General features: G+C 50.9%; 24 protein-coding genes and 6 tRNA genes. 5 read left to right on the forward strand and 25 right to left on the reverse strand.

Annotated features, from left to right (window positions below):
- Positions 1–98: 98 nt before the first annotated feature.
- From rpoD to rplU, 6 genes are all read right to left on the reverse strand, one after another.
- On the reverse strand, positions 99–1394 hold the full coding sequence (rpoD, locus tag PKX57_RS00005) for an RNA polymerase sigma factor RpoD (RefSeq protein WP_213921439.1): 1296 nt from the start codon (positions 1392–1394) through the stop codon (positions 99–101).
- Between the two features lies 1 nt (position 1395).
- Positions 1396–3108, reverse strand: coding sequence for a DNA primase (dnaG, locus tag PKX57_RS00010; RefSeq protein ID WP_472415736.1), 1713 nt, complete (start codon positions 3106–3108; stop codon positions 1396–1398).
- Positions 3109–3175: 67 nt separating this feature from the next.
- On the reverse strand, positions 3176–3580 hold the full coding sequence (gene rpsI / locus PKX57_RS00015) for a 30S ribosomal protein S9 (RefSeq protein ID WP_472411815.1): 405 nt from the start codon (positions 3578–3580) through the stop codon (positions 3176–3178).
- Positions 3581–3592: 12 nt separating this feature from the next.
- Positions 3593–4117 carry a 50S ribosomal protein L13 gene (gene rplM / locus PKX57_RS00020; protein WP_231936736.1) on the reverse strand — a complete coding sequence of 175 codons (525 nt, stop codon included), beginning with the start codon at positions 4115–4117 and terminating at the stop codon, positions 3593–3595.
- A 28-nt stretch (positions 4118–4145) separates the two neighbouring features.
- Positions 4146–4391 (reverse strand): 50S ribosomal protein L27, encoded by a 246-nt coding sequence (gene rpmA, locus PKX57_RS00025; RefSeq protein ID WP_213921436.1) that lies wholly within the window; start codon positions 4389–4391, stop codon positions 4146–4148.
- Position 4392: 1 nt separating this feature from the next.
- Complete coding sequence (gene rplU, locus PKX57_RS00030) at positions 4393–4716, reverse strand: 50S ribosomal protein L21 (RefSeq protein WP_169699855.1); 324 nt, start codon at positions 4714–4716, stop codon at positions 4393–4395.
- Positions 4717–4963: 247 nt separating this feature from the next.
- Here rplU and PKX57_RS00035 point away from each other — a divergent pair.
- A tRNA-Ser gene (locus PKX57_RS00035) sits at positions 4964–5052 on the forward strand.
- A gap of 271 nt (positions 5053–5323) precedes the next feature.
- Positions 5324–7324: an alpha-amylase family glycosyl hydrolase gene (locus tag PKX57_RS00040; RefSeq protein WP_213921434.1), complete on the forward strand. Its 2001-nt coding sequence runs from the start codon at positions 5324–5326 to the stop codon at positions 7322–7324.
- A gap of 37 nt (positions 7325–7361) precedes the next feature.
- Here the strand turns inward: PKX57_RS00040 and PKX57_RS00045 are convergent, their stop codons facing one another.
- From PKX57_RS00045 to PKX57_RS00070, 6 genes are all read right to left on the reverse strand, one after another.
- Positions 7362–7625, reverse strand: coding sequence for a stage V sporulation protein S (locus PKX57_RS00045; RefSeq protein WP_213921433.1), 264 nt, complete (start codon positions 7623–7625; stop codon positions 7362–7364).
- A 47-nt stretch (positions 7626–7672) separates the two neighbouring features.
- A tRNA-Arg gene (locus PKX57_RS00050) sits at positions 7673–7748 on the reverse strand.
- 21 nt (positions 7749–7769) lie between these two features.
- A tRNA-His gene (locus PKX57_RS00055) sits at positions 7770–7845 on the reverse strand.
- Positions 7846–7864: 19 nt separating this feature from the next.
- Positions 7865–7940: transfer RNA gene (locus PKX57_RS00060), tRNA-Arg, on the reverse strand.
- Positions 7941–8016 (reverse strand) — tRNA-Gly (locus tag PKX57_RS00065).
- Positions 8017–8026: 10 nt separating this feature from the next.
- Positions 8027–8102, reverse strand: a tRNA-Pro gene (locus tag PKX57_RS00070).
- 229 nt (positions 8103–8331) lie between these two features.
- On the opposite strand from PKX57_RS00070, the gene PKX57_RS00075 reads away from it, so the two are divergent.
- Entirely contained in the window at positions 8332–9291 is a 960-nt protein-coding gene (locus tag PKX57_RS00075; RefSeq protein ID WP_214048874.1) for an ATP-binding cassette domain-containing protein, read from the forward strand.
- Positions 9292–9319: 28 nt separating this feature from the next.
- A complete protein-coding gene (locus PKX57_RS00080; RefSeq protein ID WP_169699859.1) occupies positions 9320–9532 on the forward strand; it encodes a transcriptional coactivator p15/PC4 family protein in 213 nt (70 codons plus the stop codon).
- 167 nt (positions 9533–9699) lie between these two features.
- Here PKX57_RS00080 and PKX57_RS00085 read toward each other — a convergent pair whose 3' ends face one another.
- Entirely contained in the window at positions 9700–10893 is a 1194-nt protein-coding gene (locus tag PKX57_RS00085) for an MFS transporter (RefSeq protein ID WP_213920773.1), read from the reverse strand.
- A gap of 67 nt (positions 10894–10960) precedes the next feature.
- Positions 10961–11557 (reverse strand): diguanylate cyclase, encoded by a 597-nt coding sequence (locus PKX57_RS00090; protein WP_213920774.1) that lies wholly within the window; start codon positions 11555–11557, stop codon positions 10961–10963.
- Positions 11558–11699: 142 nt separating this feature from the next.
- Here PKX57_RS00090 and PKX57_RS00095 point away from each other — a divergent pair, with 142 nt between their 5' ends.
- The gene (locus PKX57_RS00095; protein ID WP_470745126.1) at positions 11700–12611 is read left to right on the forward strand and encodes a glycerophosphodiester phosphodiesterase family protein; all 912 of its coding nucleotides are present in this window, start codon (positions 11700–11702) and stop codon (positions 12609–12611) included.
- A gap of 92 nt (positions 12612–12703) precedes the next feature.
- Here PKX57_RS00095 and PKX57_RS00100 read toward each other — a convergent pair whose 3' ends face one another.
- From PKX57_RS00100 to PKX57_RS00150, 11 genes are all read right to left on the reverse strand, one after another.
- Positions 12704–14104 (reverse strand): Sapep family Mn(2+)-dependent dipeptidase, encoded by a 1401-nt coding sequence (locus tag PKX57_RS00100; protein WP_213920776.1) that lies wholly within the window; start codon positions 14102–14104, stop codon positions 12704–12706.
- 15 nt (positions 14105–14119) lie between these two features.
- On the reverse strand, positions 14120–15325 hold the full coding sequence (locus PKX57_RS00105; protein ID WP_214047593.1) for an aminotransferase class I/II-fold pyridoxal phosphate-dependent enzyme: 1206 nt from the start codon (positions 15323–15325) through the stop codon (positions 14120–14122).
- Positions 15301–15792 carry an Atu1372/SO_1960 family protein gene (locus PKX57_RS00110; RefSeq protein ID WP_214048871.1) on the reverse strand — a complete coding sequence of 164 codons (492 nt, stop codon included), beginning with the start codon at positions 15790–15792 and terminating at the stop codon, positions 15301–15303. Before PKX57_RS00110 ends, PKX57_RS00105 begins: the two co-directional genes overlap by 25 nt.
- A gap of 31 nt (positions 15793–15823) precedes the next feature.
- Positions 15824–16441 carry a PAS domain-containing protein gene (locus tag PKX57_RS00115; RefSeq protein WP_214048870.1) on the reverse strand — a complete coding sequence of 206 codons (618 nt, stop codon included), beginning with the start codon at positions 16439–16441 and terminating at the stop codon, positions 15824–15826.
- Between the two features lie 48 nt (positions 16442–16489).
- The gene (locus tag PKX57_RS00120; RefSeq protein ID WP_214049957.1) at positions 16490–17839 is read right to left on the reverse strand and encodes a metallopeptidase TldD-related protein; all 1350 of its coding nucleotides are present in this window, start codon (positions 17837–17839) and stop codon (positions 16490–16492) included.
- 2 nt (positions 17840–17841) lie between these two features.
- Positions 17842–19242, reverse strand: a complete 1401-nt coding sequence (locus PKX57_RS00125) for a metallopeptidase TldD-related protein (RefSeq protein ID WP_213921235.1) — start codon at positions 19240–19242, stop codon at positions 17842–17844.
- Positions 19243–19403: 161 nt separating this feature from the next.
- Complete coding sequence (locus PKX57_RS00130) at positions 19404–20375, reverse strand: oligopeptide/dipeptide ABC transporter ATP-binding protein (protein ID WP_213921236.1); 972 nt, start codon at positions 20373–20375, stop codon at positions 19404–19406.
- Between the two features lies 1 nt (position 20376).
- Positions 20377–21420 (reverse strand): oligopeptide/dipeptide ABC transporter ATP-binding protein, encoded by a 1044-nt coding sequence (locus tag PKX57_RS00135; protein ID WP_214047594.1) that lies wholly within the window; start codon positions 21418–21420, stop codon positions 20377–20379.
- A gap of 14 nt (positions 21421–21434) precedes the next feature.
- Positions 21435–22361, reverse strand: coding sequence for an ABC transporter permease subunit (locus tag PKX57_RS00140; protein WP_213921238.1), 927 nt, complete (start codon positions 22359–22361; stop codon positions 21435–21437).
- A gap of 10 nt (positions 22362–22371) precedes the next feature.
- The gene (locus tag PKX57_RS00145) at positions 22372–23292 is read right to left on the reverse strand and encodes an ABC transporter permease (protein WP_472415738.1); all 921 of its coding nucleotides are present in this window, start codon (positions 23290–23292) and stop codon (positions 22372–22374) included.
- A gap of 94 nt (positions 23293–23386) precedes the next feature.
- The gene (locus tag PKX57_RS00150; RefSeq protein ID WP_472411929.1) at positions 23387–24988 is read right to left on the reverse strand and encodes a peptide ABC transporter substrate-binding protein; all 1602 of its coding nucleotides are present in this window, start codon (positions 24986–24988) and stop codon (positions 23387–23389) included.
- Positions 24989–25188 lie beyond the last annotated feature (200 nt).

Consider the following 25188-nt stretch of genomic DNA (forward strand, 5'->3'; position numbering starts at 1 on the left):
TTCTCACGCCCCTTTTTACCGGTGAATAATTATAAACACATCCTCTTTTCCCGTTGGTGATACTTAAATTAAGGCGCTGTAATATATGGGGAGAAAATTTATTCCCTCTTGGAACTGTTAAGCATACCCAAAAGCGCCTTCAGTTGCTTACTTCTAGAGGGATGGCGCAATTTTCTGAGGGCCTTCACCTCTATCTGGCGAATCCTCTCTCGTGTAACATTGAAGAACTGGCCGACCTCTTCCAGGGTCTTCGTTTTGCCGTCCAGCAATCCGTATCGCATCTTCAAAACCATGGCCTCCCTCGGGGAGAGCGTATCGAGTATCTGGTCGATCTGCTCTCTGAGCAGCATTTTCATCGCGGCCTCTTCGGGCTGCTCAAGGGAATCATCGTGTATGAAGTCGCCCATGGTGGATTCCTCATCGCCACTTATAGGAGATTCCAGAGAGACGGTCTCCTTAGAAGCTGCCAGAATCTCTTCTATCTTTTCCGGAGTCTTTCCGGTGATTCTTCCCAATTCCTCCACGGTCGGGTATTCACCATAATCCTGTAGGTGCTCTCTGATCACCTTGTTCAGCTTGTTGATGGTCTCGACCATATGCACGGGCACCCTTATAGTCCTTGCCTGATCGGCGATCGCTCTGGTGATAGCCTGTCTGATCCACCATGTGGCATAGGTGCTGAACTTGTAACCCTTCTTCCAGTCGAACTTCTCCACAGCCTTTATGAGACCTATGTTGCCCTCCTGTATCAGATCTAGAAAAGTCAGGCCGCGACCTATGTACCTTTTGGCGATCGATACAACGAGTCTCAGGTTGGCCGTTATTAGTTCCTCTTTCGCCTTAGGATCGCCTTTCTGGGCCCTTCTGGCTAGCTCTCTCTCCCTGCTGGGAGTGAGGAGCGATATCTTTCCTATCTCCTTGAGATACATCTTGATCGGATCCTTCAGTGATATATTGTCGTACATCTCGGGTGAGGTCTCAAGAATCGATACGAGCTCTTCGCTGCTCTCATTGTCTATTTCATCGTCTTCCTCCACTGGTTCCTTTTCGACGATGCTGATCTTGTTCTTTTCGAACTCCTCGTAGATTGACTCCACAAGGGTCGAATCGAACCCTTCATAATCGGGAGGGAAAGCGCCGTCAATATCTTCGTACGTGATGTAACCCTTCTTCTTGCCCTGCTTGAGAAGCTTCTTTATTCTCTTTTCAATCTCTTCTTTGGTAACAGGTACTTCTCTCTCTCCGTTCTCTCCGTTTTCCCCGCTTTCTTCGTTACTGCTCTCTTCTTTACCCGTTTCCTCGTCGTCGTCATCGATCACTTTTTCCGCGAGAGACTGGATCTTCTCCTCCAGATCTTCAACCTCAGACTTGGTTTTCTTTTTGTTCTTTTCCATTTCAGTCGCCACCCCTCTTTCTTTTATCGAGCAGTCTCCGTAGCTCTATCCTCCTGATCAACAAGGCTGCCTTTGCCTCCTCGTCTTCCAGTGTAGATAATCGCCGGTCGATTTCGGCGATCTGTTCTTCAACCAATCTTCTATTCATGTATTCCCCGGTGCTGTCTATAATTCTGAGAGCCGTACCTTGGTCTATGCAACTGGATGCCAGTTCTATCAGCTCTCTTCCAAACTCCCCATCAACCAGATCAAGAAGCTCCTCGAGCTCCAATCCCTTCTTCATGCCTCTCAAAAGCTCTCTGAACTCCTTCTTCGGTTCAAGGAGCTCTAACTGCCTTGCCGCACGGCTCCGCAAGGGCGGGTACTGGAGATAGACACGGAGGATATCTTTGTTTCTGAGAGTTATAGTTGTCCTGTGGTCCAATCTATCCAGCTCCCTGGATTCTTTTTTGGTGAACCTCACCAGTTCGTCTTCGGAAAAACCGGTCTTCTCCGAAAGCGCCCTAAAGGTCATCTCTCTGGCAGAGAGATTGCCGCTCGAACTGAAAGACTCTACGTATGGTTTAAGATATTCGATCAGATGTTTCTTCGCCTGTGGAAGCGAAAGATCGAGCTTCCTCGAGTAGAACTCAACCCTGAAGATCGACCCGGGAATCGACATCGAAAGGGCATCGTTGACCCCCTGAGAACCCTTCAAAACGAAGAGTTCGGCCGGATCTTTCGCACCCTTCACCATCGCCACAGCCGTTGAGAAATCCATTCTTTCGGCTAGGTCTATCGAACGCAACGATGCCGTCTGACCAGCCGAATCGGAATCGAGAAAGAAAAGGAGATTCTTCGTATAATTCCCGAGAATGCGCAGGTGCCCTTCGGTCAGCGCAGTGCCCAGGAGGCCGGTTACATTGACTATCCCGGCCTGGTAAAGCGCCATGGCGTCGAAATAACCTTCCACTATCACTGCATAGTCTAGCTCCTTGATCACACCCCTAGCCCTGGAAAGATTGAACAGCAAACGGTTTTTCTGGAAGTATCTGGTTTCCGGAGAGTTGATGTATTTCGGTCCCTGATCGCCAGAAGCGAGCCTCCCTCCGAAACCAACTACACGTCCCGATTCGTTGCTGATCGGCACTATGAGCCTTCCTTCGAACCTATCCTTTAGCGAACCTCCCCGCCGGTACGCAACTCCCATATCGATCAGAGTCTTTTCGTCCACCGAGAGTTTCGACACCACAACAGCTCCGAAGGTTCCGTCGTCGGGCGAATACCCCAGCTGGAACTCTCTGATCGTGCTCTCGGAGATCTTGCGTTCGTTGACCAGATACTCCAGGATTGTCAAATTGCGGTTTTCGAAGAGCTCGCGCGAATACAGCCCGGAAAGTTTGGTCAATACGGAAGTATAGCGGTCGTATTCGGATTCGCCGTTATCGATCTTGATCTGTATTCCGGCAAGGTCCGCAAGCCTCCTGATCGCTTCCGAGAAGGATATACTCTCTATCTTCTGGTAGAAAGAGATCAGATCGCCCTTCTCGCCGCAACCGAAGCAGTGATAGAAGCCTCTCTGGGGGTGGACGTAAAATGAAGGATCGTTATCGTTGTGAAATGGGCACAATCCCCTGTAAGAGCTTCCGGTCTTCTGCAGGTTCACGTACCGACCAATGAAATCGACGATATTTATGGCTTTTTTGATCTCGTCGAGTTCTTCTTTAGTGAACACTGAATCACCACCGGCAAAAAATGGGCCCATACTCTCTCAGGTACGGGCCCAGCTTATGTAAGAGTAATTAACGTTTGGAGAATTGAGGAGCTCTTCTTGCTTTCTTCAAACCATATTTCTTTCTTTCGACTTCTCTGGAATCCCTTGATAGAAGCCCGTTCTGTCTTAGAAGACCCTTCAGATCTGGGCTGAACTTGACCAAGGCTCTCGCTATACCCAGGCTTATTGCGCCGGCTTGACCGGCCAAACCGCCTCCGTCAACCCTGATAAGCATATCGAATCTGCCGATGGTGTTGGTCAGAACGACTGGCTTTAAAGCGTAGCGCACCCAGGCGTCGTTACTGAGGTATCCTTTGAGATCTCCGTATTCCTTGCCGTTTATCAGATACTTTCCACTGCCTGGTCTTAAATGAACTCTGGCCACGGCAGTCTTTCTTCTTCCAGTTCCGTAATAATCTACAAAATCAGCCATACGTCAACCCCCTCATTTCACCAGTACTACAAGCTCGGGCTTCTGCGCTTGATGGTCGTGTTCGGGACCCGCATAGACCTTCAGCTTCTTCAACATCTTGTCTCCAAGAGCCTTCTTGGGAAGCATCCTCTTCACGGCCAGTCTTATGACTCTGTCGGGAGCCTTCTCCATCATCTGCCTGGCCGTTCTCTCCTTGATACCACCCGGATAACCGGAGTGTCTGTAATAAATTTTTTGATCCAGCTTCTTGCCGGTCAGTTTAACCTTGTCGGCATTTACTACGATGACAAAGTCGCCGGTATCGATGTGGGGGGTGTAGAGAGGTTTGTTCTTTCCCATAAGGACCATGGCTACCTGCCCTGCGAGTCTTCCTAGAGGGACATCGGTGGCATCGATTAGGTACCATTTTCTCTCTATCTTGTTTCCATTATGATCAACGAGGTAACCGAGAGTCTTCTCGATCTCGCCTTTTCTCTTCGTTTGCACCTTCGAGTGGGTAACTGCCCATCTGCACAAAGGTGTTTTCTGTATTTTCATAAGACACAATCCTCCTTAACAGAACAGCCTACTCGCTGTAGACACTGGCGTACTTACGGTTGTTTCTGAGCTCGAAATGAACCCTTCCATCGATTAGAGCAAAGAGAGTGTGATCTCTTCCAAGTCCCACGTTGCTGCCGGCATGAATCTTCGTACCCCTCTGTCTGACTATTATCGTACCAGCCTTCACCAGAGAAGCCTCGCCGCTCTTCACACCGAGGTACTTCGGGTTACTGTCTCTACCGTTGGATCTTCCTGCGCTCTTTCGGGCCATATCATTTCACCCCCAGTTCGATCTTTTCGATCGTAACCTCTGTGAACCACTGCCTGTGACCGTTGACTCTGTCGAAGTTCTTACGCGGCCCGAATTTCACAACCAGTACTTTTTTGCCTCTACCGTGTGAAACAACTTTGCCTACAACCTTTGCGCCGTCCACGTAAGGCTTGCCAACTTTCGTTCCTTCCCCGTCGCGGACAAGTAAAACCTTGTCGAAGACGATCTCGTCTCCATTACCTAGACCATTCTGCCTTTCGGTGAAGAGAGTCATACCTTCCTGGACTCTGTACTGTCTTCCCGAGGCCTCAATGATGGCATACACCTAAGAGCCACCTCCTCATGCACTAAAGATGTGCTGAAACAAGGTACCCACAGGGATTTTTGACCCGTTTCATGCACAGAAAAACCGCTCGCGATCAAAATTCTATCATAACTGGTCTCTCATGGGAACTCCACCGGTAACTTTTTCTTTACGAAACCACCCGGACCCGCTCCGCCAAGAAGGGGTGATTTCCTTCAGGAGGCGTGTTGACACTCTTACAGACCGTGATATAATCAAATACGGTAATGGAGGCGTATCCTAATTGGCTAAGGAGCCGGTCTCGAAAATCGGTGGGGTTGACGCCCCTTGTGGGTTCGAGTCCCACCGCCTCCGCCAGTGCGACTCAATCGTTGAAAGATGGTTGAGTCTTTTTATTGGAAGGACCTTCGCTCTTCATTGGAGAGGGTGCGAGCAAGTCGCACCTGCGATGGAAGGTGGTAGAATCTTTTAGAGGAGATTAACAACTCCTGGAGAGAATTGTAGTCCGTAAACGGAAATCTTTGAACTGGAACGGCTCAGAACTTACCGTTACTGGCGCGGAGTGTTAATGGGAGTCTATGACAATGAACGGAGGGCGTTATCGCCCTCATTTTTTGGAGGTGGTATAGTGTACCTTGAGAGAGTAGCGGCTCTTCTTAAGGAGAAAAGCGGGAAGATAGACTACTCGGTACCCCGTGAATGGCTACCCGCAAATTACACCGGTACGGTGAAACTAAGAGATCGCTATATCTTCGTCGATCCTTCGGAGTTCGGTCACAGCATGGTGGGCGAGATTTTGAAAAAGAAGCGATCCGACGTTGATTATTCACAGTCTCTGGGAAGGACCAGGGGCGAAAGCGACAACTCCTGGTTGAAATCGGCGATAGTATACGGTGCCTTCGTCAGATCGACGACGGCCTACCCGCATTTCGACCCGGAACTGTTCTCCGATCTCCATTCTCCGGAATACTCGGAATCTGGGACCTTTTACAAGATGATCCTCATGCTTCCTTACCTTTCCAGAATGGGCTTCGACACGCTTTACTTTCTGCCTGTGACCCGTTACAGCGACGCCTTCAAGAAAGGGACTCTCGGGTCACCCTATTCGGTCAAGGACTTCTTCAGCATAGACGAGAGGTATCATGACCGACTCCTCGGTGACATGCGGGTTGACGAGGAGTTCAAGGCCTTCGTAGAGGCTGCTCACATAATGGGGATGAGGGTCGTCCTCGACTTCATTCCGCGCACGTCGGCCCGCGATTCCGACCTGATACTCGATCATCCCGACTGGTTCTACTGGATAGACGCGGCCGGGCTGCAGAAATACGGACCTCCAAAAATCGAGGGGTTGGGCTTCGCTCAGGCTAGCGTCGAAAATCTCGAAAAGATCTACTCTTCGTCGCAGGTCAAGAAGCATCTTTCGCTCTTCAGACCTTCTCCGGACAGGATTGCCCCGGAAAGGTGGACCAATTTCGTGAAGGCCAGCAGAGGGAAAAAAGAGTTTCTCGAGGTCCTGGCAGCGGAATTCGGCGTAATAACCCCTCCGGGCTTTTCCGACTGGATAAACGACAACCAGCCTACCTGGGACGATATAACCTTCCTGAGACTTTACAGAGATCATCCCGTTCAATCGAAGAAATACGTTTCCGCCGACCAGCCGCCGTATGTGCTTTTCGACGTTATCAAATCCTCCTTCTTCCCTGGCGCCGAACCGGCCGACGATCTCTGGAAGAGTATAGAGTCGATCATGCCCTTTTACAACGAGAATTTCGGCGTCGATGGCGCGAGGCTGGACATGGGACACGCCCTGCCGCGTGAACTGGAGCTGAGAATAATAGAAAGGGCGAAGTCGATCGATCCATCTTTCGCGATAATCGCCGAAGAGCTTGTGATGGGAAACGACAAGAAGGCGGCCGACTCAGGTTACGACTGCATACTCGGCAACACCTGGTGGATGGAGCCTCGCGTGGCGGAGGGAAAGTTGAAGGAGCTGGTCTATAAGGTTCTCCCGGATTTGAGAATAAAGACTCTCGCGAGTGTCGAGACACCGGACACCCCAAGGGCCGTCGCTCGTAAAAACGGCAGGGCCTTTTCCCGATTCGCAACCGTTCTAAACTTCTTTCTCCCCAATGGAATCACTTATGTCAACTCAGGACAGGAGATCTTCGAGATCCAGCCCATGAATCTCGGTCTGGACAACAGCGAGGAAGGCCGCTATGTTCTGAAACCTAACGATCCCTTCTATGGAAAACTGGCCTTCTTCGACCATTATGTGCTTCACTGGAACGCCGATGACGATATGATAGACCTCATCGCTTCGCTCTCGGTTTTAAGAAGAGAAAATCAGCCCCTTCTGGAAAGTAAATACCTGAAGCTCATGTGGGAAGAGGAGTCTCTATCTATCGGTCTCTTCTACTGGAATGGAACGAAAGGGTTGTTGCTCGCGGGCAACTGCGACTTTTCGAATATGAGGGACTTTTACGTCGATCTCGGCTACCATACCTGGAGGGGAGAACACAGAATCCACTGGAAGTTGAAAAATTCAGGAGCCTCTTCGCACTGGAACGTCGGAGGCAATTTCCATCTATCCCTGGGCCCGGGTGAAATCGTCGCGGCCACTGTAGAATAACGATCAGGCCCCGGAAGGGGCCTGATCTTTTATCGCTTCATTTCTTGGGTTCTACGAAAAACCTTATGGCTGTTCTCACTTCACCGTCGATCTCCACATCTGAAAAAGTTGGAATACACACTAGGTCGATTCCGCTCGGCGCCACATATCCCCTGGCTATGGCTATGGCCTTTATAGCCTGGTTCACCGCACCAGCTCCTATTGCCTGAATCTCTGCGACGCCCTTCTCTCTCAAAACACCAGCCAGGGCACCAGCGACTGCGTTTGGCTTTGAGTTCGTTGCGACTTTTAGAATCTCCATGATTGCTACCTCCTTTTTGCCACTTTCAAGCTATTGGGAGGATGGTATGGTGCGCCCGGCAGGATTTGAACCCGCAACCCTCGGAGCCGAAATCCGATGCTCTATCCGTTGAGCCACGGGCGCATTTCGAAGGATAAAGAAAAGTGGGGTGGCTGGCGGGGTTCGAACCCGCGACCGCCTGATCCACAGTCAGGCGCTCTTCCAGCTGAGCTACAACCACCATGAATAATCAGAGGATATGGCGCGCCCGGCAGGACTCGAACCTGCAACCCTCGGATTAGAAGTCCAATGCTCTATCCATTGAGCCACGGGCGCTGGAGCGGCCGACGGGAGTCGAACCCGCAACATTCGCCTTGGAAGGGCGATACTCTACCAATTGAGCTACAGCCGCATATACAGCTTGGTCGGGAAGACAGGATTTGAACCTGCGACCTCCTGTGCCCAAGACAGGCGCGCTTCCATCTGCGCTACTCCCCGTTCACGAATCCTAATATATCAGATTTTGGCCCTATCGTCAATAGTACAGGATTGTAATACTGCTGCATATTTTTACTGGAAGCAGCCCGTAAACCATCACTCCCAATAGGCATGTCAAAGATCTAGGCTGATATTTAGACGTTAATTGTATAAAGCGGTTCATGGCCATCGCCGTGTGAGGGGGACGATCGGTGACGTTGTAGTAGAATAAGTATCGAGGTGGTTTATTTTGGAGGCAATATACGCCAGCGAACTTGTCAAGAAATTCGGAGAGTTACGGGCCCTGGACAGTCTTTCGATAGAGATAGAAAAGGGAGACTTCTTCTGCCTTCTCGGCCCCAACGGCGCAGGCAAATCGACTTTCATAAGAGTTGCATCTGGGTTGATGAGACCGACTTCCGGTCTTGTGAGGGTCGCAGGCATGGATGTGACCACATCGCTTTCCAAGGTGCGCCGGAAGGTTTCTCTGGTTAGCGAGAAGGTAATACTCTACGACAACCTCTCGCCCGTGGAGAATCTGCTCTTCTTCGCGTCTATGAGCGGGAAAGGGAGAAAAGCGGCTCTGAGAAAAATTCTCGAGCTTCTGGAGAGGGTTGATATGCTCGACTGGAAGGACAAACCGGTGAGAGTCTTCTCCACGGGGATGCGTCAGAGGATCAATTTCGTGAGGGCGCTGATAAACGAGCCTGAGATAATTTTCATGGATGAACCGACTCTCGGCCTCGACCCCCACACGACGATCACCATAAGGGAGATGGTCGGAGAAGTCAACGGCTCGGGAACGACCGTTATTTTAACCACCCATCTCATGAGAGAGGCCGAGGGGATGGCAAGACACATAGGCATAATGCACAGGGGAAAGATGCTCGCCTCGGGTGATCTAGAAAGTCTGAGAAAGATTATCGGGGGCGATCTAGTGCGTTTCAAGCTCTCCGGAGAGAGTGTCGGCGATCTTACGGATATCGAAGGCTATATAGGCGACAGACAGCTCGACGGGTATCGCTTGCTGGAGGTAAAACCTTCGACCAGTATAGAAAAGGTCGTCTTTTCTCTGTCTAGCAGGGGTGCCAGGCTGTTCGATATCGAGCATGTGAGGCCGACGCTGGAGGAGGTCTTCATCGAGCTGACCGGTGAGGAAGGGTGTCCAAACAGACCGAAGAATCAACGATCCACTATAACGAATATTTAGACTAACTCCTAGAAAGGATGTGCGAAACATGACCGATATCAAGCGAAACGACACCGAGATAATAAGGGTTTCTAAGAGAGAGTTCAAAGGCCACGAATTTCTGGATCTGAGGATCTACTACGAGGGCGACGACGGACAGTACAAACCCACCAAGAAGGGCATAACGCTTAACCCAAAACTTGTCGGTGAACTCATAGAGGCCCTGAACAAAGAGAAGGATTCCGAACCGGAAAGAGAGTGAAAGAACCTTCGAACCGAAGGAGGACTTGAATATACAATCTTCGTAATCCGTGCCGAAAAATCCGTGTCGCCTGTGGGTTGAAACCTGCTGGTGTAAAATCCGGAGTCCGTTAGTTTAAGTTTCGCCCGGACTCCGGATTCCGTTCAGGTTCGCCGGAGGCTTTTCCGTTACGCGCCCCCGGTGACGGCTCCCTTTCTTTTATTTACCCTTCTCAGCTGTAAGAGAGAAAGGTTGACGACGGCCGCCGTCACACCCATTGTCAGATAGACAGGAACCGTTCCGATCCCGTCTAGACCGGCGCCTATCAGGGGTGAGAAGATCGAGAACGAAAGGTTGGCGCTCAAACTCACTATCGAGAGCATCGTGGCTCTGAAACTGTCTTCTACCTGGTTGTTCACGTAGAACCTCACCACCGGTGTGTACATGCCTCTTACCAGCTGTCCAGGCAGGAGAAGGACTATGGAGAAGAAACCGCGGAAGAGCAGAGGTAGAAGGTATGCTCCGGAGATCATGAATCCCAGCGCTATAAGGACCTTCCGGGGCCTCACACTTTCCACGGCTTTGACCATGTACCTCGAAGAGAAAGCGCTTACAAGATTGAAAACGGCGAAGACAACCCCGTAAAAGGCTACGTCGAGATTTATCAGTTTGAAATATGGCTCGTAAAGCCAGAAAGTCGCCCTGAGCATCACACCCATCAAAGCTGCGAAGTACATCGCCCAGCGTACTCTTGGCTTGTGAAAAGCCGTGTCGAAACACCTCACGATGTGAACAAGGTAGGACTGCCTGGATTTCATTCTTTCCGGCGGCTCAACGAACATGAGTGAAAAGATTCCCGATAAGAATAGCATCGCCACAGAGATCCAGAAAGGGATATAAGGGGAGAGAGAATAGAGAAAACCGCTCGCGATGGAGCCCACGGCCTGGCCTACGAATATATACGACATTGATGCGGCTTCTATATTGCTGTAATCGCCCTTTCTGTCGATTCTCGACAGGCTCTCGTAAAGTATCGCAGAATCGGCTCCCGAACTGAAAGTAAGTCCGAGGCCGAACAGGACTTCAGCAATCGCGAAGGCTGCAAAACCGTTCATAAAGATGTACATGGATAGACCAACCCCCATTATCAGGGAGGAGATAACCAGTGAAAATTTTCTCGAGATCCTGTCGGCGAGTGAACCTGTCGGCACTTCGAAGAGCACGACGGAAATAGCTGAGATGGATTGCAAAAGCATTATCTCCGAATAAGATAACCCTTTGAAGATCATATACGGCACGAGTACCGGTCCGATTATCAACATATTCTGTGAAAACCGAAAACGGTTGTAAACGCGAACGTTGCGTTCCATTTTCTCTATCATACGATCATCTCCCGAATAAAAAAAGGTGGCTCGCCGGCCACCCGCTATCGTTTGTGGGTAATACTCTCTATAGCCGGTATTTTCTCAACAGATCGTCGAGCGCCTCCCTCAGGAGCGAAGACTCGGTTCGATTGAGAAGTGCTGTCAGCTTCGCCAGTCCGTCGAGCTGGGATTTAAGGTAGTAGTTCGACTTGAGGACCATCTTCGACTCCCTTTCGAGCGGGGCGAAGATAACTTGCCCTCTCCCTCCCATCTTGGCTTTCCTCATGCCCTCTGACAGAAGGTTGAGAAGCTTCTCGACGGTCGATGCGTTCCTGGGATACTCTCCAACCGAACCGCTCACGGTGAACCTGACTGTCTTGCCCTTGCATTCGAAAGAGAGGTTGGCGATCGTGTGCTTCAGATCCTGCATCTCCATGAACAGAGTTTCTAAAGTGTATTCATCGCTGTAAACAAAGAACTCGTCTCCGAACCTCACGTACGAAAGTTTATCGGGGAGGTTTTCCTTCAAAGTCCTGTCTAGTATCTCGAAGACCCTGTCGCCGCAATCCCTGCCGAATTCGCTGTTAATCGCCGCAAATTTGTCGATATCCATGTCCGCGATCGCAAACGGCCCTTCCTTGGCTAATTGCTCCAGTCTGTTCTTCCATTCGTCGAAATTCATATTAGTACCTCCATATATATATAGGGATATATTACATGCTATATATTACTATATCTTATAAACGACATTAAGTTTCTACGCAACGGCCACTACGACTGATAGAATAGTTAGGATGACACCTAAACTCGTGGGAGTGATTCGATTGAAGTTTTGTGCGAAGATACTGCCGATTTACTTTTTTTGTCTGGCATGGACTTTCGCGACCGGCTTTGATATCCAGGGCCACAGGGGCTGCCGCGGACTGATGCCGGAAAACTCTCTTCTTGCCTTTGAGCATGCCTTAAAGCTGGGTGTTGACACGATAGAACTGGACACGGTCGTCACCTCCGATGGAGTAGTAGTGATCTATCACGATCCCTTTCTGAATCCCGAAAGGGTCCGCGAAAACGGACAATTCATAACTGAAAGGGTGTTAATCAAGAACCTGACGCTTTCTCGGCTCAGAGAGTATGATATCGGCAGCATAGCCGAACCCGGAAAATGGCCCGGTCAGCTTCAGGTAGATGGTCAGATCGTACCCACTCTCGAAGAAGTCATTCAACTGGTCGAAGTGCATAACTCGCTTTCGGAAAAGAAGGTCCGTCTGAACATTGAGATAAAGACCTCCCCGCTGGAGCCGGAGTTGACGGTCGCTCTACACGAGCATGTTGAGGGCGTAATGGACCTTGTTGAACGATACGGAATGGGCGAGCTCGTTATCATTCAGTCTTTCTTCTGGAAGGTCCTAAAAATAGTCGACGAAATCGACGGAAATGTCCTCACCGCGGCACTGATATCCTCGACCAACCTCGACAAAACGGTCTGGACCGACGGATTGAGGCTGCGGCAATTCGGCTTCGACATTGGTAAAATGCTCGCAAGTATCGGGGTGGATATAGTAGCACCCAGTTACACAATCATGGCAGACAGCTGGATACAAAGCGCACATAAGGCTGGACTTAAAATAATCCCCTGGACGGTCAACGACACTTCCGAGATGAAGAGACTGATAGAGCTGGGAGTCGATGGGATCATCACAGATTATCCAGACAGGCTTATACAGTTACTCAGGTGAGTTGGATGTCAGAATAAAGATAAGAGGCAAGAAGGTCAAGATCTTTTGCCCTTCTCACCTCTTTCACAAAAATGAACTTTCCCGCCTTTTCTTTACTCGCAGAGCTCTATTATCGCCTGGGTAAATATCTTCGCACTCGTGACCAGTTCGTCGATCACAGCGAATTCGTCGGCTCCGTGCATATTGTTGTCGGTCCCGGGCATTGTGCATCCGAAGCCCACACCGTTCTTCAGTCGATGAACGTAAGAGCCGCCGCCTATGGCGATGCAGTATCCCTTGTTTCCGGTGTAGAGTTCGTAGCATTTCAACAGTGTCTGGACGAACGGTGATTCGCCCGATACATGATGCGGTGGATACATGTCGCTGTTTTCAAGGTGTATTCTATGTTCGGCCAATCTCTTTCTGATCACGTCCGACAGGTTCTCTCTAGTGGCACAGAGCGGTGCTCTGCAATCGAAGGTTCCGCTAAAACTGGAACCGTCGTACTCCAGCATGTTCAGGCTTATAGTGAGATCACCCGACAGCTCGTCGCTCATGGCGACTCCGGCCGATTTACCCAGCCAGTCTCCGTGGGGGAAGATAGCGTTGAGAGCGCGGAGTTTTTCGATACCCGCGCTCTCTGGAAACGGGATCGAGGATACAAGTTCAAGTATCGCCGTCAGTGCGTTATTGCCTTTTCCCGGTGTAGCTGCGTGGACCTGTACTCCCTTCGCCTTTACAGTCGTAGTATTGCCGCCGGTCGAAAGGTCGAAAAAGACGCCCGTTCTTTCGCTTACCGCTTTGCAGTATCTCTCGATCTCCTCCGGTCCCATACCCTCCACGACTGCGATAGAATCGCCCGGTACCACGTTGCTCTTTACACCTGCTCTGAGAGCGGTAACCCGGGGCGTTTTGTTCGATCCTTCGAGCTCATAAACAAACCTTCCCTGAAGGCCTCCCTTTTCTATGTTGACCACCGGAAAGCCCGTATCGGGAGAGAAGGTCATCGGGGCCTCTGGTTCGATCCCGTAGTAGTACCTTATGTCTGAGGAGCCGCACTCCTCGTCCGTTCCGAGGATGAGCCTAACGCCGGCTTTAATAGGGATGTTCAGATCCTTCACTGCCTTCATCGCGTACAGCGCCGCCACGGCCGGACCTTTATCGTCGGTCGTGCCACGGCCGTAAATTCTGCCGTCTCTGACGAGCGGTTCGAAGGGTTCGGTGATCGACCAGCCGTTCCCGGCCGGTACGACATCCAGATGCGCCAGTATATCGAGTTTCCTTTCATGATCGTTCAGGTCTATCGCCCCGGCATAGTTGTCGTAATTATGGGTCTTAAATCCCATTTTGGAGGCTATCTCAAGCGCTACCGCCAGAACTTCAGCCGGCCCTTCTCCAAAGGGCTTTCCCTCCTTCGCTTCCTGTTTGTCGCTCTTGATCCTTACCAGTTTTGCGATATCTTCGACCATGAAATCCCTGTTCTTTTCAAAGTACTTTTCGATAATCTCTTTCATAGATAAATCCCACCTCTATTCATTAACGATTTTCGAGACTGTGTATCCGCGTTTTGAGGCCGCGTCGAAAAGAAAGCCCAGAGATTCCTCGATTTTCGACCTTGGCGCCGCAAAGTTCATACGGGAGAAGCCCTTCCCCTCGGTACCATAATTGACGCCCCTGTCCAGATCCATGTAGGCTTCGTTCAGAAGGAAGTAATAAAGCTCGTCCTCGCCGAGTCCTAGTACGCGCCAGTCTATCCACATCACGAAGGAACCTTCGACCTCCGACGCTGTGACGGCCGGAATCTTCCTGTCGAAGAATTCTCTTATCATGGATATGTTTTCCGACAGGTAGCTCCTCATCTTGGCGACCCAGTCTGCACCCTCAGGTCCATACCCGGCGCAGACGGCCGTATAGACCATAGGGTCGATGCTGCCGTAGTGATCGGCGTCGCGCTGTGTCCTAAACTTTTCTCTGGTTGATGGTTCCGGGATTATCATGTTGGCGTTGTTCACGCCTGTGAAATTGAAGACCTTTCCAAGCGATGTGGAGACTATCGATCTGCTCTCCGGTCCGGCGACGCTGGCATAAGGAAGGACCAGGTGACCGTTGAAGGTGATCTCTCCGAAGATCTCGTCGCTGAAGATCATAACGCCGTACTTCTCTGCTATGAAGGCGATTGTTTCAAGATCGGAACGCTCCCACACCCTGGCAACAGGGTTGTGCGGGTTGCACAGAACCATCATTTTGTTCCTTTCCACCTTCATACACTTCTCCAGGTCATCGAAATCCATGTGGTACTTCCCATCTCTGTATATCAAATGATTATAGACGATTTTTCTTTTTGTTCTTCTTACGGCCTGCTCGTACCTGTTGTAAACCGGAGGCTGCACTATCACGCCATCGCCCTCCACCGTGAAGGCTCTGATAGTTGTGGCAACCGAGTGGATCGTCCCGTAAGTCGGCACTATCCAGTCGCTCTGCACCTCCCAGCCACGCATGTTTCGCATCCACCAGCGGACGCTCTCGAGATACTTTTCGTCGGCCAGCGTGAAACCCATGAGGCCGTTCTTCGCCCTTTCGACGAGAGCTTCGATTATGACGGGCGCTGTCTTGAAGTCCATCTCGGCACCGGCGTAGCTTATGAGATTCATTTTCTTCACTATCCCGGGAGTATATATATATTTCATGTTACCCTGGTTCTCTCTGTTGACTAATGTTTCGAAATCGTATCCCATTCTCCACTCTCTCTAATCTCGATTATGGCCTCTATCTCAACCGTAAAGTCCATCGGAAGCTGGTTCGTGCCGACGGCCGTTCGTGTGTGTCTCCCTGCTTCGCCGAAAATATCGTAGAGTAACTGCGAGGCGGCGTTGGCAACTATATGCTGATTTGTGAAGCCTGTTTCGCTGTTCACGAAAGCCTGGAGCTTCACGATGTCGGCTACCCTGTCGAGATCTCCCAGGTATTCCCTGACGGCGGCAAGCATATTTATGACGCACAGCCTTGCGGCCTCCTGAGCGTATTCTATGGATCTTTCACTTCCGACTTTACCAGTATAGATGGGCTTGCCGTCTTTCATGGGTACCTGGCCCGAGATATACAGAGCCTTTCCCAATCTCTTCACCGGAACATACATCGCACCGGGAAGCGGGGACGACGGCAGTTCGATCCCCAGCTCCTCTATTCTCTTCTCAATAAACATTGTTTTCTCCTTCTGAGCGTATGTATCTATGTCAACCGCTTTCCTTTATATATTTATAGATCGTGTATCTAGAGAGGTTTAGTCTCCTGGAGACGTATGGGACGGACTTCGAGAACGCGAAAGCCTTCTCGCGTTTCAGAAGGCTTATAAGTCTCAGTCTATCGGATTTCGTAAGGCTTTCGATCGGCTTTCCTATCGCCTCCAGGCAGCTGTTGAAGATCGACGAGAGTTTGTTCTCACCGGCTTCGCTGATCGCCGACTGAAGATCCGATTCGACCCTGGTGAAGTTCTCCAGCATTCCCGAGAATTCCCGCATATATGTGAAGTCGTAGTTTATTCCGAGCGCGTAGTGGTACCCCTCGCCCTTCAGATGGAAAGTCGTCGATTTTATGAATTTTCCGGACTTATATACGGCCAGATGGTTTACGAAATCGCTTTCGAGATATGAAGACCTGTATTTTGCGAGATCGCCGTATACATCTTCGGTCGAGCCGATTTTTCTGTTGGTGATGTGCCCGTTGTATATTACGACTATCGGATGCTTTGGAACACTCATATCATGTACCAGAGTTTCGCAGTTGCTTCCGAACATTTCGGCTATTCCCCTAGCCACTCTGTTTAGAAAGTCGAGCGCCTCTTCTCTATCCATAATCGACTCACTCCCTCTTCTTGTCGAATGTGTCGATGTAGCTTCATGTTATTTTCCACTTATCTGTAGCCTCTCTATCAACAGACTCGGTGCGCCTACACAGTAACTCTTGCGCAGGAACTCCTCGATGTACAGATCCCCTCCCACGGCCAGCACCCGCGCGAAGAGGCCGATCAGCTCACCGTTCATCGTCATCCCGGTGACGTTGCGATCCTCTCTCCCGTTTTTTATAACTGTTCCCCTGCAGGGTATGGAAAACCCTCCCGAGCCGATGTTTATCGAGTGGAAAACGTCGTACGAGTCGGTAATGTAGATTCCGTTTCCCAGTTCTTCGAGCAGCTCTCCCACAGACTTGCTTCCAGGTTCTACGTGGATGATCCTGGGAGTTACTATGATATCGGTCGGAATCGAGCCGCTGAGCAGGGCGTATCTACCGGCATTGCCGCTCGAGGACACTCCCAGTCTTGTGGCGCTAGTAATATTGTGCATCAATCCGACGAGCCTTCCTTTATCGACAAGAACCTGTTTCACGCAAGGACTCCCCTCGCAGTCGAATTCGTAACGATACCCTGTGAGTTCATGCGACGGCGAATCGACTACCGAAAAGAAGGACGATCCGATCGCTTCTCCCAGTCTTCCCGATAATGCCGAGGAGCCATCGTCGTATTTGATCCCGCTGAAGAGCTGCCAGGCCGTCATCAATATGTTCGTGACTACGGTGGCGTCTAGCAGAACTCTATACTCGCCAGACTCGATTTCGGTCGCGTCGTACTGGTGGCCGAGGTTGGCGGCAATCCTTTCCTTTAATCCCGCGAGATCGAGACGGTTCGGATCCTCTGCGCTCGTGTAACAGGAGGTGTTGTACTGCAGGCCGTTCTTTTCGGCCATAACCGTCGCCGTCGCACTGTAGAGATTCATGGACGCTTCGACGTCGAGTCCGCGGGAGTTAATCACGCTTCTGGAAAAACCTTCGGCCCTGATTTCGACCGTAACGCTCGATATATATTGATCGGCGCTCCTCATGACCTCTTCCAGCTCTCTTGCGGCTTTCTTCATCGACAGTATGCCAGGGTCGGCTATTCCGTTAGGTGACGCCCTTCTCACGAAGGCTCCATTGAGTCTGTCTCTCTGTTCTCGCTCCACCAGACTGGAATTTCCAAGCGCTTTCATGAGGACCTCGCCTGGTTCTTCTTCCAGATCCTGCGTGTAGGCGTACCCGGTCTTGTCACCTGAAGCCCGTACGAAGAGCTCTGTGGTGTCGGACGAGCCGGTCTCTACGATTTCCCCGCCGGAACGCTTGACCAGTGTGCTGACCCTCCGTTCGGCATCTACCTCAGCCTCGTACACCCCTTCTGGAAGGCTTCCCAAAGCGTGACGATATCTATCCAGGTAACTCATGATCAATCCTCCCCGCCGACTGACATACGCGATATCCTCATTCTGGGCTGGAAACTGGTGACAGTACACAACCCCGAATCGGCTCCGCAGAAACTGCCGCCTTCGTTTTGAAGCTTTCTCCCGACCATATCGACCCTCTTAATCATGTCTATGCCCCTCCCGTTGAGGATGAAACCGCTCCTGAGTCTGTGGGAGATCCTGCCATTCTCTATCCAGTAACCTTCACTGACTGCAATCGAGAACTCCCTGCCACCCGTGCCGCCTCCAAGCTTCTTCACGAAGAGACCCCTATCAACAGAACGAATCATCTCTTCATCGTCGTCGTTGCCGGCGGCCAGATAAGTGTTGCTCATGCGGGGTACCGGAGCGTACATGTATCCCTGCCTCCTCCCGCTTGCCGTAGAAGGGATTCCCAGTTTTCTACCGCACAGCCTGTCGCACAGGTAGCTCCTCAGAATTCCGTTTTCAATGAGGACGTTCTTGCGTGTCGGGAAGCCCTCGTCGTCGATGGCAGCCGAACCGTAAAGACCTGGAAGCGTTCCGTCATCGATCAAAGTAACCTTCTCTGAAGCGACGGCTAGCCCTATTTTACCGGCGAAGTCGCTCGCGTTTCTCGAGACGGCCGAGGCCTCCAGCTGGTGGCCGCAGGTCTCGTGCCAGAATGTACCGCAAGAGCCGGCCTCGAAGACGACCGGCACATTGCACGATTTTACCGGCACGGCCTTTAGATCTGCGGCCATATCTCTTATGAATTCCCTGGCGAAGGAGGTATAATCGTTTTTTGTCCTGAAGGCTTCGAAGCCCTGCGGACGTGTGTAATCACCCCATTCGTACTTGAAAAGCCTTTCGGCCTCTACTGTAGCCTGGAGTCTCAGTCTGCTCGTTATTCGCCTGTCTTCGGCATTTAGTCCCTCGCTGTTGAATATCACGACCTTCTGATCTGTGTCGAAATAATCGACATTGAGCTGCCTGATGGTTTCTCCGGCGTTTCTGGCGGCAAGATCCGTCTCGCGCACGACCCTGATCTTCTCCCTGAGGTCCACCGAAGAGGGATAGATCTCGAATCTGTTCGGATTTACGGTCTTTTGCATAGAAAGCTTTTTGCCGTCCATATCGCCAGATCGCCTTCTTAAAGCGCCCAAAAGCTCGCCTGCCCTTTCGGCGCAACCTGTGAGGCTCTGCAAACTAAGATTGTTGGTATATACGTACACACTGTTGCGGCCATACAACACGTATATTCCGGCCCCTTTGATCCGCACCGTAGTGACTCCGCTTATCGTCCCACCAGAGCATTTTATATTCAATTCGTCCTTATCCTCCAGGAAGATCTCGGCGAAGTCACCTCCCGAGGACAGAGCCTTTCCTATAACTCTCTTCAGATTATCTACTTCAAGTTCAAGCAAAGCAAAGCCTCCTTTTTAATCGTAATTGAGAAGGGCTGTCTTCCAATGAGAGCGTCAGGCGTCGTTCTTGGAAAGACCGAGAAGAACAATTCTCCGTCCACCGTCCTCCGAGAATAGCGGAAGGAGCCGTCCTTGGTTCTTCCACCACTTCTCCTACTCCCTCACCAGCTATCGCTGTGGACCATGTGGCAGGCTACCATGTGGCCGTTGCCTGCGTATATTAAGAATGGCCTCTCCCTTTTGCAGATTTCCTTCGCGAACTTGCATCGCGATGCGAAACGACAGCCTGGGGCGGGGTTTATCGGACTGGGAACCTCTCCCGAAAGCAGATCGTGTTTGTGGCTCTTCTCGTATTCGGGATCGGCTATCGGAACGGCCTCAAGCAATCCGATCGTATAGGGGTGCAGAGGATTCAAAAAGAGTTCTTCGGTCTCGGCCTTCTCAACAAGTGTACCCAGATACATAACGATTGTATCGTCGGAGATGTATCTGATTATACTTAAATCGTGAGCTATGAACAGGTACGTCAAATCCAGCTTCTTCTGGAGATCTATCAGAAGATTTATGATCTGGGCCTGTATCGAAACGTCAAGCGCCGAAATCGCCTCGTCGCATACCAGGAACTCCGGCCCTACCGCCAGTGCCCGCGCGATCCCGATGCGCTGGCGCTGCCCGCCGCTGAACTCGTGTGGGAAGCGGTTGGCATGCTCGCGATTGAGACCGACCATCTCCAGCATCTGGTATATCCGTTCCATGCGTTCCGATCTGGTACGGCACAGTCTGTGAATATCGATGCCCTCACCGATTATTGAGCCGACGGTCTTTCTCGGGTCGAGCGAAGCGTAGGGATCCTGAAAGATCATCTGCATTTTTTTCGTGATCTGCCGATATTTTTTGTTGTTCAGCTGGTGGACATCGATCCCGTTGAAGAGAACTTCCCCCTCGTCGGGCCTGTAAAGATGCATGATAGTCCTTCCCACGGTGGTCTTTCCGCAGCCGGACTCGCCAACCATTCCAAGTATCTTTCCCCGTTCTATAGAGAAGTTTACGTTATCGACGGCCTTTAGAACCTGGCTCTTGGATATATAAAAGTATTTTTTAAGGTTCTTGACTTCGAGAATAGTTTGATACATCTCACATCACATCCTTGCAGGAACTCTCTCCGGAGTGCCTCTTCACCACGTACGGTTTCACGCCCGGAGCCCTGGCATCCAGAAGCCAACAGGAAGCCCAATGGCTATCCCCGATCTCCCTGGACGGCGGGTCGTTCTCCTTACAGACTTTCATACGATAGTCACAGCGATCGTAGAAGCCGCAGCCGATAGGCGGCATGAAGAGATCCGGAGGAGTCCCTTTGATCGTCGAAAGCTTTTCCGTTCTCTTCTTCCCTACGGCGGGAACGCTGCTCAAAAGCCCCCACGTGTACGGGTGACGCGGAGAGTAAAAGATGTCATCCGTCGTTCCGCTTTCGATGATCTTTCCGGCGTACATTACCGAAATACGCTCGGCGAATCTGGCAACTATTCCGAGGTTGTGAGTGATAAGAACTATGGCCATTTTCAACTCCCGTTTTAGATGGTTCATCATTTCCAGAATCTGTGCCTGCGTGGTGACGTCCAGAGATGTGGTCGGCTCGTCGGCGAAGAGTATCTTTGGATTGCAGGCCAGTGCGATCGCTATCATGGCTCTCTGTCTCATTCCCCCCGAAAACATGTGAGGATAGCGCATGACGTTCTTCTCTGGGTCGTGTATGCCGACCTCTTTCAGTAGCTTTACGCTCCTCTTCATCGCTTCGGCAGCAGAGATTTTCTCGTGCTTCATTATCCCCTCACATATCTGTCTCCCGATCCGCATGGTAGGGTTAAGGCTGGTCATGGGGTCCTGGAAAATCATCGACATCTCCTTCCCCCTCAACTTCTCCATCTGCCTGTCGCCGTAATCGGTAATATCGTTGCCGCAATAGATTATCTTGCCTGCCTTGAACCTTCCTGGAGGTGTCGGGACAAGCTTCATGATCGATTGTACCGTGACGCTCTTTCCACAGCCGGACTCTCCAACTATCGCAAGCGATTCACTCTTGTTCACGTAGAAGGATACGCCCCTAATAGCGTGGACTTCACCGGCGTAGGTATCGAAGGAGTATTCCAGATCGTTGACTTCCAGTATCTTATCGGACATCGCAAAATCCCCCTTCATCGACGCAATTTCGGATCGAGCGCATCCCTGAGGCCGTCTCCGAAAAGGTTGAAGGAAAGCATCGTCAGGGAAATCATGATCGCCGGTATGAGAAGCTGTGACGGATAGATCCTGAAGACAGAAACGCCAAGATTCGCCAGCTGTCCCCAGCTGGGTATAGGAGGTTTTATTCCCAGCCCTATGAAACTGAGATAGGCCTCCTGGAAGATGGCCGCAGGAACGCCCAGCGTCATGCTCACGACGACGATCCCCAGTGTGTTCGGGACGAGGTGCTTGAAAATGATGTAGCCGTGCGAGGCGCCAAGTATACGCGAAGCCAGCACGAACTCCTCTTCCTTGATCTTCAGGATGAGACCGCGAACGTTGCGGGCCGAACCCATCCAGCCGGTTATCGCGAAGGCCAGTATGAGTGGGACGGGACCGGAGCCGATCACCAGCATAATCAGGATCACATAGATCATCTGAGGAATACAGATAATTATGTCAATGAGTCTCATTATTATCATATCCACCTTGCCGCCGAAGTAACCCGATATGCCCCCTATCACTATTCCTATGAGACTTGGAATTATCGAACCGAAGATCCCCACCGCGAGAGATACTCTTGCCCCCACCCAGGTCCGAACCCACAGATCTCTTCCAAGTGAATCGGTACCGAACCAGTGCTCTGGCGAAGGTGCAGCGTTTATGTTTTTAAGATTTTGCTGGCTGTAAGAATACGACGACACCTCTGGAATAATTATCGAGAGAAGCGCTATCGTCAGAATGATTATGAGTCCGCCCATCGCTACTTTGTTCTTTAGAAGTCTTCTCCAGACGTCCTTCCAGAATGAAATACTGGGACGGGTCAGAGCCTCCGATTTTCCTTCATCTCTTTGGACGAATTCGAACTCGTCGTGTGGTATATTCGCGTCTTTTATCATGGCAGATACCTCACTTTGCGATTCTGATACGCGGGTCAACTACCCCGTAAGCGATATCGACCAGGAAGTTTGCAGTAACCAGGAAGGCCCCGAAGAAGACGGTCAGCCCCATCGTCATAGTGTAATCCAGACCGGTAATCGAGTTGACAAAATGCAAACCCAGCCCCGGGATCGCGAAGATCTTCTCGATCACAAAAGTCCCCATGAGTACACTGGCGACCATCGGCCCAAGCATGGTGAGTATTGGAATCAGCGCGTTCCTGATTTCGTGGCTCCAAACGATCTTTCCCTCGCTCAGACCCTTCGACTTGGCTGTCTTAACGTAATCTTGAGTAGTGACTTCCAGCATGCTGGCCCTCATGATTCTGGTGAGCGTCGCCAGTAATCCAAGAGCAATCGCGACCGTTGGAAGGATCTTGTGCATCTCAGTAGTCCATTGAGCCATAGGCAGAATCTTGAGCTTCAACGCGAAGACGAACTGGAGAAAAGAGCCCAGTATGAAGCTCGGTATCGAAACACCTATAACCGAAACCACCACGCACAGATAATCAACGGCCTTACCGCGTTTCCTCGCCGAGGCGATTCCCAGGAAGAGCCCGATTGGTAAAGCTAGTGCGAGCGATCTAAGGCCAAGATCTGCCGAAACCGGAAAGGCCTTTGCTATGATGCTGTTGACCGTTCTGTTGGTGTATTTCAGTGAGTACCCCATGTTCCCCCGAAGCAGATTTCCCATGTATGTGAAGTACTGCTCGAAAATCGGCCTGTTCAGACCGTAGTAATTCATCATTCTTTCCTGCATCTCTACGGTCAATATCTGGTCGGTTTGAAAGGGGTTGCCCGGCAGAACCCTGAGGAGAAAAAAGGTTATCGTTGCAAGCAGCCATAGCGTCAATAAGGAGATCCAGAACCTTTTAAAGACGTATCTAATCATCGCTTCACTCCTAAATCTCTTTCACTTAAAAAAGGCAGCCGCCGACAACAGATCTCCAGCGGCTGCATCGAATGCTGATTGAATAAACCTTATCTCAATGCTCTATGTACGCGTAGATGAACTCGATCGAACCGGTCTGTCTTCCATAGTGGAGACCCTTCACGTATTCGCGGTGAAGGTACGCCGAACCGGGTGTCCAGAGTGGAGCAACCGGTGCCTGGTCGAGAATGATGGCTTCGGCCTTCTGGAGTAGCAGCATCTTTTCCAGGATATTCGGATTGTTACCCTGCTGCGCTATAAGATCGGAATACTCCTGATTGTTCCACCTGGCGTAGTTGTTGCCGTTGCCGATGGTGAAATTGTTCAATATCGTATCGGGATCCACACCCGTTGACTGTCCGACCAGGAATATATCGAACTGACCGGAGAGAAGCGCCCCGATAGCCTGTGGAACCGGCAGTATCTTGATCTCAACTTTAACGCCCAAAGAGTCCTTCCAACCAGCCTGTAGCGCTTCGGCGTACTGTTTGTGGACCGGCGAGTCCATGCATACGTAATTTATCGCCGGAAGGTCGGTCGGTTTTGAAAGCCCCATCTCGGCGAGCGCTTTCTGAAGGTATGCTTTGGCCTGTTCCACATCTCCGTCCGGTGGAACGCCCGTAGAATTGGGATAGGTTTCCGTGACGGGTTTGCCATCAAGCATTATGCTGGGATCAATCATGCGATCGACGGCGAGCGACCCCGGAGAGGATATTGCAGCAACGATCGAAGCTCTGTCGATTGCAAAACTCAGCGCCTTGCGCAAATTCATGTTACTCATTACCAGCCCGTTGGAGCAGTTGAATGCCAAATATTGAAGAGTACCGCCGCTTCTGCTGCCGTATTCGGGATGCATTATCGTCTGTACCTTCGAGATCGAGTAAATAGCGTCGATCTCTCCCAGATCGTACATACCAACCCGGGTGTTCTCATCGGGAATTATCAACTCTACTACTTTCTCTAGCTTCACACTGTCGGCGTTCCAGTAAAGGCGATTCTTTTCGAGGGTGATACTGGCACCCTGCACCCATTCTTTGAGCACGAAAGGACCGCAACCTATGAACGTCTGGGCACTTGAGGCGTAGGACATCCCATATTTCTCGACGTAATCCCTCCTTATCGGGTAGAAGTTGATACCCTCGGCCATCTCTGAAATAAAGAAAGGATCGCTGTAGGCGAGAGTTATAACCAGTGTCCTGTCATCGACCGCCTTTATGCCGACTAGAGAGGTATCGGTTATCTCGCCGCTGTAATAAGCCTTAGCATTCAGGATCGAGTCGAATTCGGAAACCTGTGATGATCCGGTTTCAGGGCTCAGCGTTCTAAGAAAAGAGTATTCGAAGTCCTTTGCCGTCACCGGTACCCCGTCGGACCACTTCGCATCGCGGAGATGAAAAGTATAGACTGTGCCATCTTCGGACACATCGTAAGATTCGGCGAGGCCTGGGACGATGTTGTTGTAGCTGTTTCTGATCAGAGCCTCGTTCAACGCATACATTATCAAGGCAGACATCTCGTCGTTCATCTGGCTGACATCCAGTGTCATTACGTCGTTGTGGCCAGCAAACGTAAAGATCTGTGGTGCGGCAACGGCCGCGAAGCAAAAAGCTGGAATAGCTATCAGTGCAATCAGAACAACACTCACTCGTTTTTTCACGATCCTCACCCTCCATTTGCCTCTATTGTCTTGTCCACCGCCTCGCCGGATAGGCGTCAAAAACGGCAGAGTTATCCGCTGTATTTATCTCAAGGTCGATGATAAAAATACTAGCACATTTATAGACAAAATGTCAATTTTTTACTTTACAAATTGTGTATAAAGAACGCGGACCGTGGTACTGTATTCCCTGCGGGCGA

Origin of the sequence: Mesotoga sp., from assembly GCF_035363035.1 — a bacterium.
Classification (GTDB): Bacteria; Thermotogota; Thermotogae; order Petrotogales; family Kosmotogaceae; genus Mesotoga.

Excerpts from the sequence above, each read along its gene's own strand:
- PKX57_RS00120 (WP_214049957.1), bottom strand. The coding sequence starts at position 17,839 with ATGAGTTACCTGGATAGATATCGTCACGCTTTGGGAAGCCTTCCAGAA.
- rpsI (WP_472411815.1), bottom strand. The coding sequence starts at position 3,580 with ATGGCTGATTTTGTAGATTATTACGGAACTGGAAGAAGAAAGACTGCC.
- PKX57_RS00110 (WP_214048871.1), bottom strand. The coding sequence starts at position 15,792 with ATGTTTATTGAGAAGAGAATAGAGGAGCTGGGGATCGAACTGCCGTCG.
- PKX57_RS00080 (WP_169699859.1), top strand. The coding sequence starts at position 9,320 with ATGACCGATATCAAGCGAAACGACACCGAGATAATAAGGGTTTCTAAG.
- PKX57_RS00100 (WP_213920776.1), bottom strand. The coding sequence starts at position 14,104 with ATGAAAGAGATTATCGAAAAGTACTTTGAAAAGAACAGGGATTTCATG.
- PKX57_RS00105 (WP_214047593.1), bottom strand. The coding sequence starts at position 15,325 with ATGGGATACGATTTCGAAACATTAGTCAACAGAGAGAACCAGGGTAAC.
- PKX57_RS00045 (WP_213921433.1), bottom strand. The coding sequence starts at position 7,625 with ATGGAGATTCTAAAAGTCGCAACGAACTCAAAGCCAAACGCAGTCGCT.
- PKX57_RS00130 (WP_213921236.1), bottom strand. The coding sequence starts at position 20,375 with ATGTATCAAACTATTCTCGAAGTCAAGAACCTTAAAAAATACTTTTAT.
- PKX57_RS00115 (WP_214048870.1), bottom strand. The coding sequence starts at position 16,441 with ATGGATAGAGAAGAGGCGCTCGACTTTCTAAACAGAGTGGCTAGGGGA.
- PKX57_RS00145 (WP_472415738.1), bottom strand. The coding sequence starts at position 23,292 with ATGATTAGATACGTCTTTAAAAGGTTCTGGATCTCCTTATTGACGCTA.
- PKX57_RS00140 (WP_213921238.1), bottom strand. The coding sequence starts at position 22,361 with ATGATAAAAGACGCGAATATACCACACGACGAGTTCGAATTCGTCCAA.
- PKX57_RS00085 (WP_213920773.1), bottom strand. The coding sequence starts at position 10,893 with ATGATAGAGAAAATGGAACGCAACGTTCGCGTTTACAACCGTTTTCGG.
- rpmA (WP_213921436.1), bottom strand. The coding sequence starts at position 4,391 with ATGGCCCGAAAGAGCGCAGGAAGATCCAACGGTAGAGACAGTAACCCG.
- rpoD (WP_213921439.1), bottom strand. The coding sequence starts at position 1,394 with ATGGAAAAGAACAAAAAGAAAACCAAGTCTGAGGTTGAAGATCTGGAG.
- PKX57_RS00135 (WP_214047594.1), bottom strand. The coding sequence starts at position 21,420 with ATGTCCGATAAGATACTGGAAGTCAACGATCTGGAATACTCCTTCGAT.
- PKX57_RS00090 (WP_213920774.1), bottom strand. The coding sequence starts at position 11,557 with ATGAATTTCGACGAATGGAAGAACAGACTGGAGCAATTAGCCAAGGAA.
- rplM (WP_231936736.1), bottom strand. The coding sequence starts at position 4,117 with ATGAAAATACAGAAAACACCTTTGTGCAGATGGGCAGTTACCCACTCG.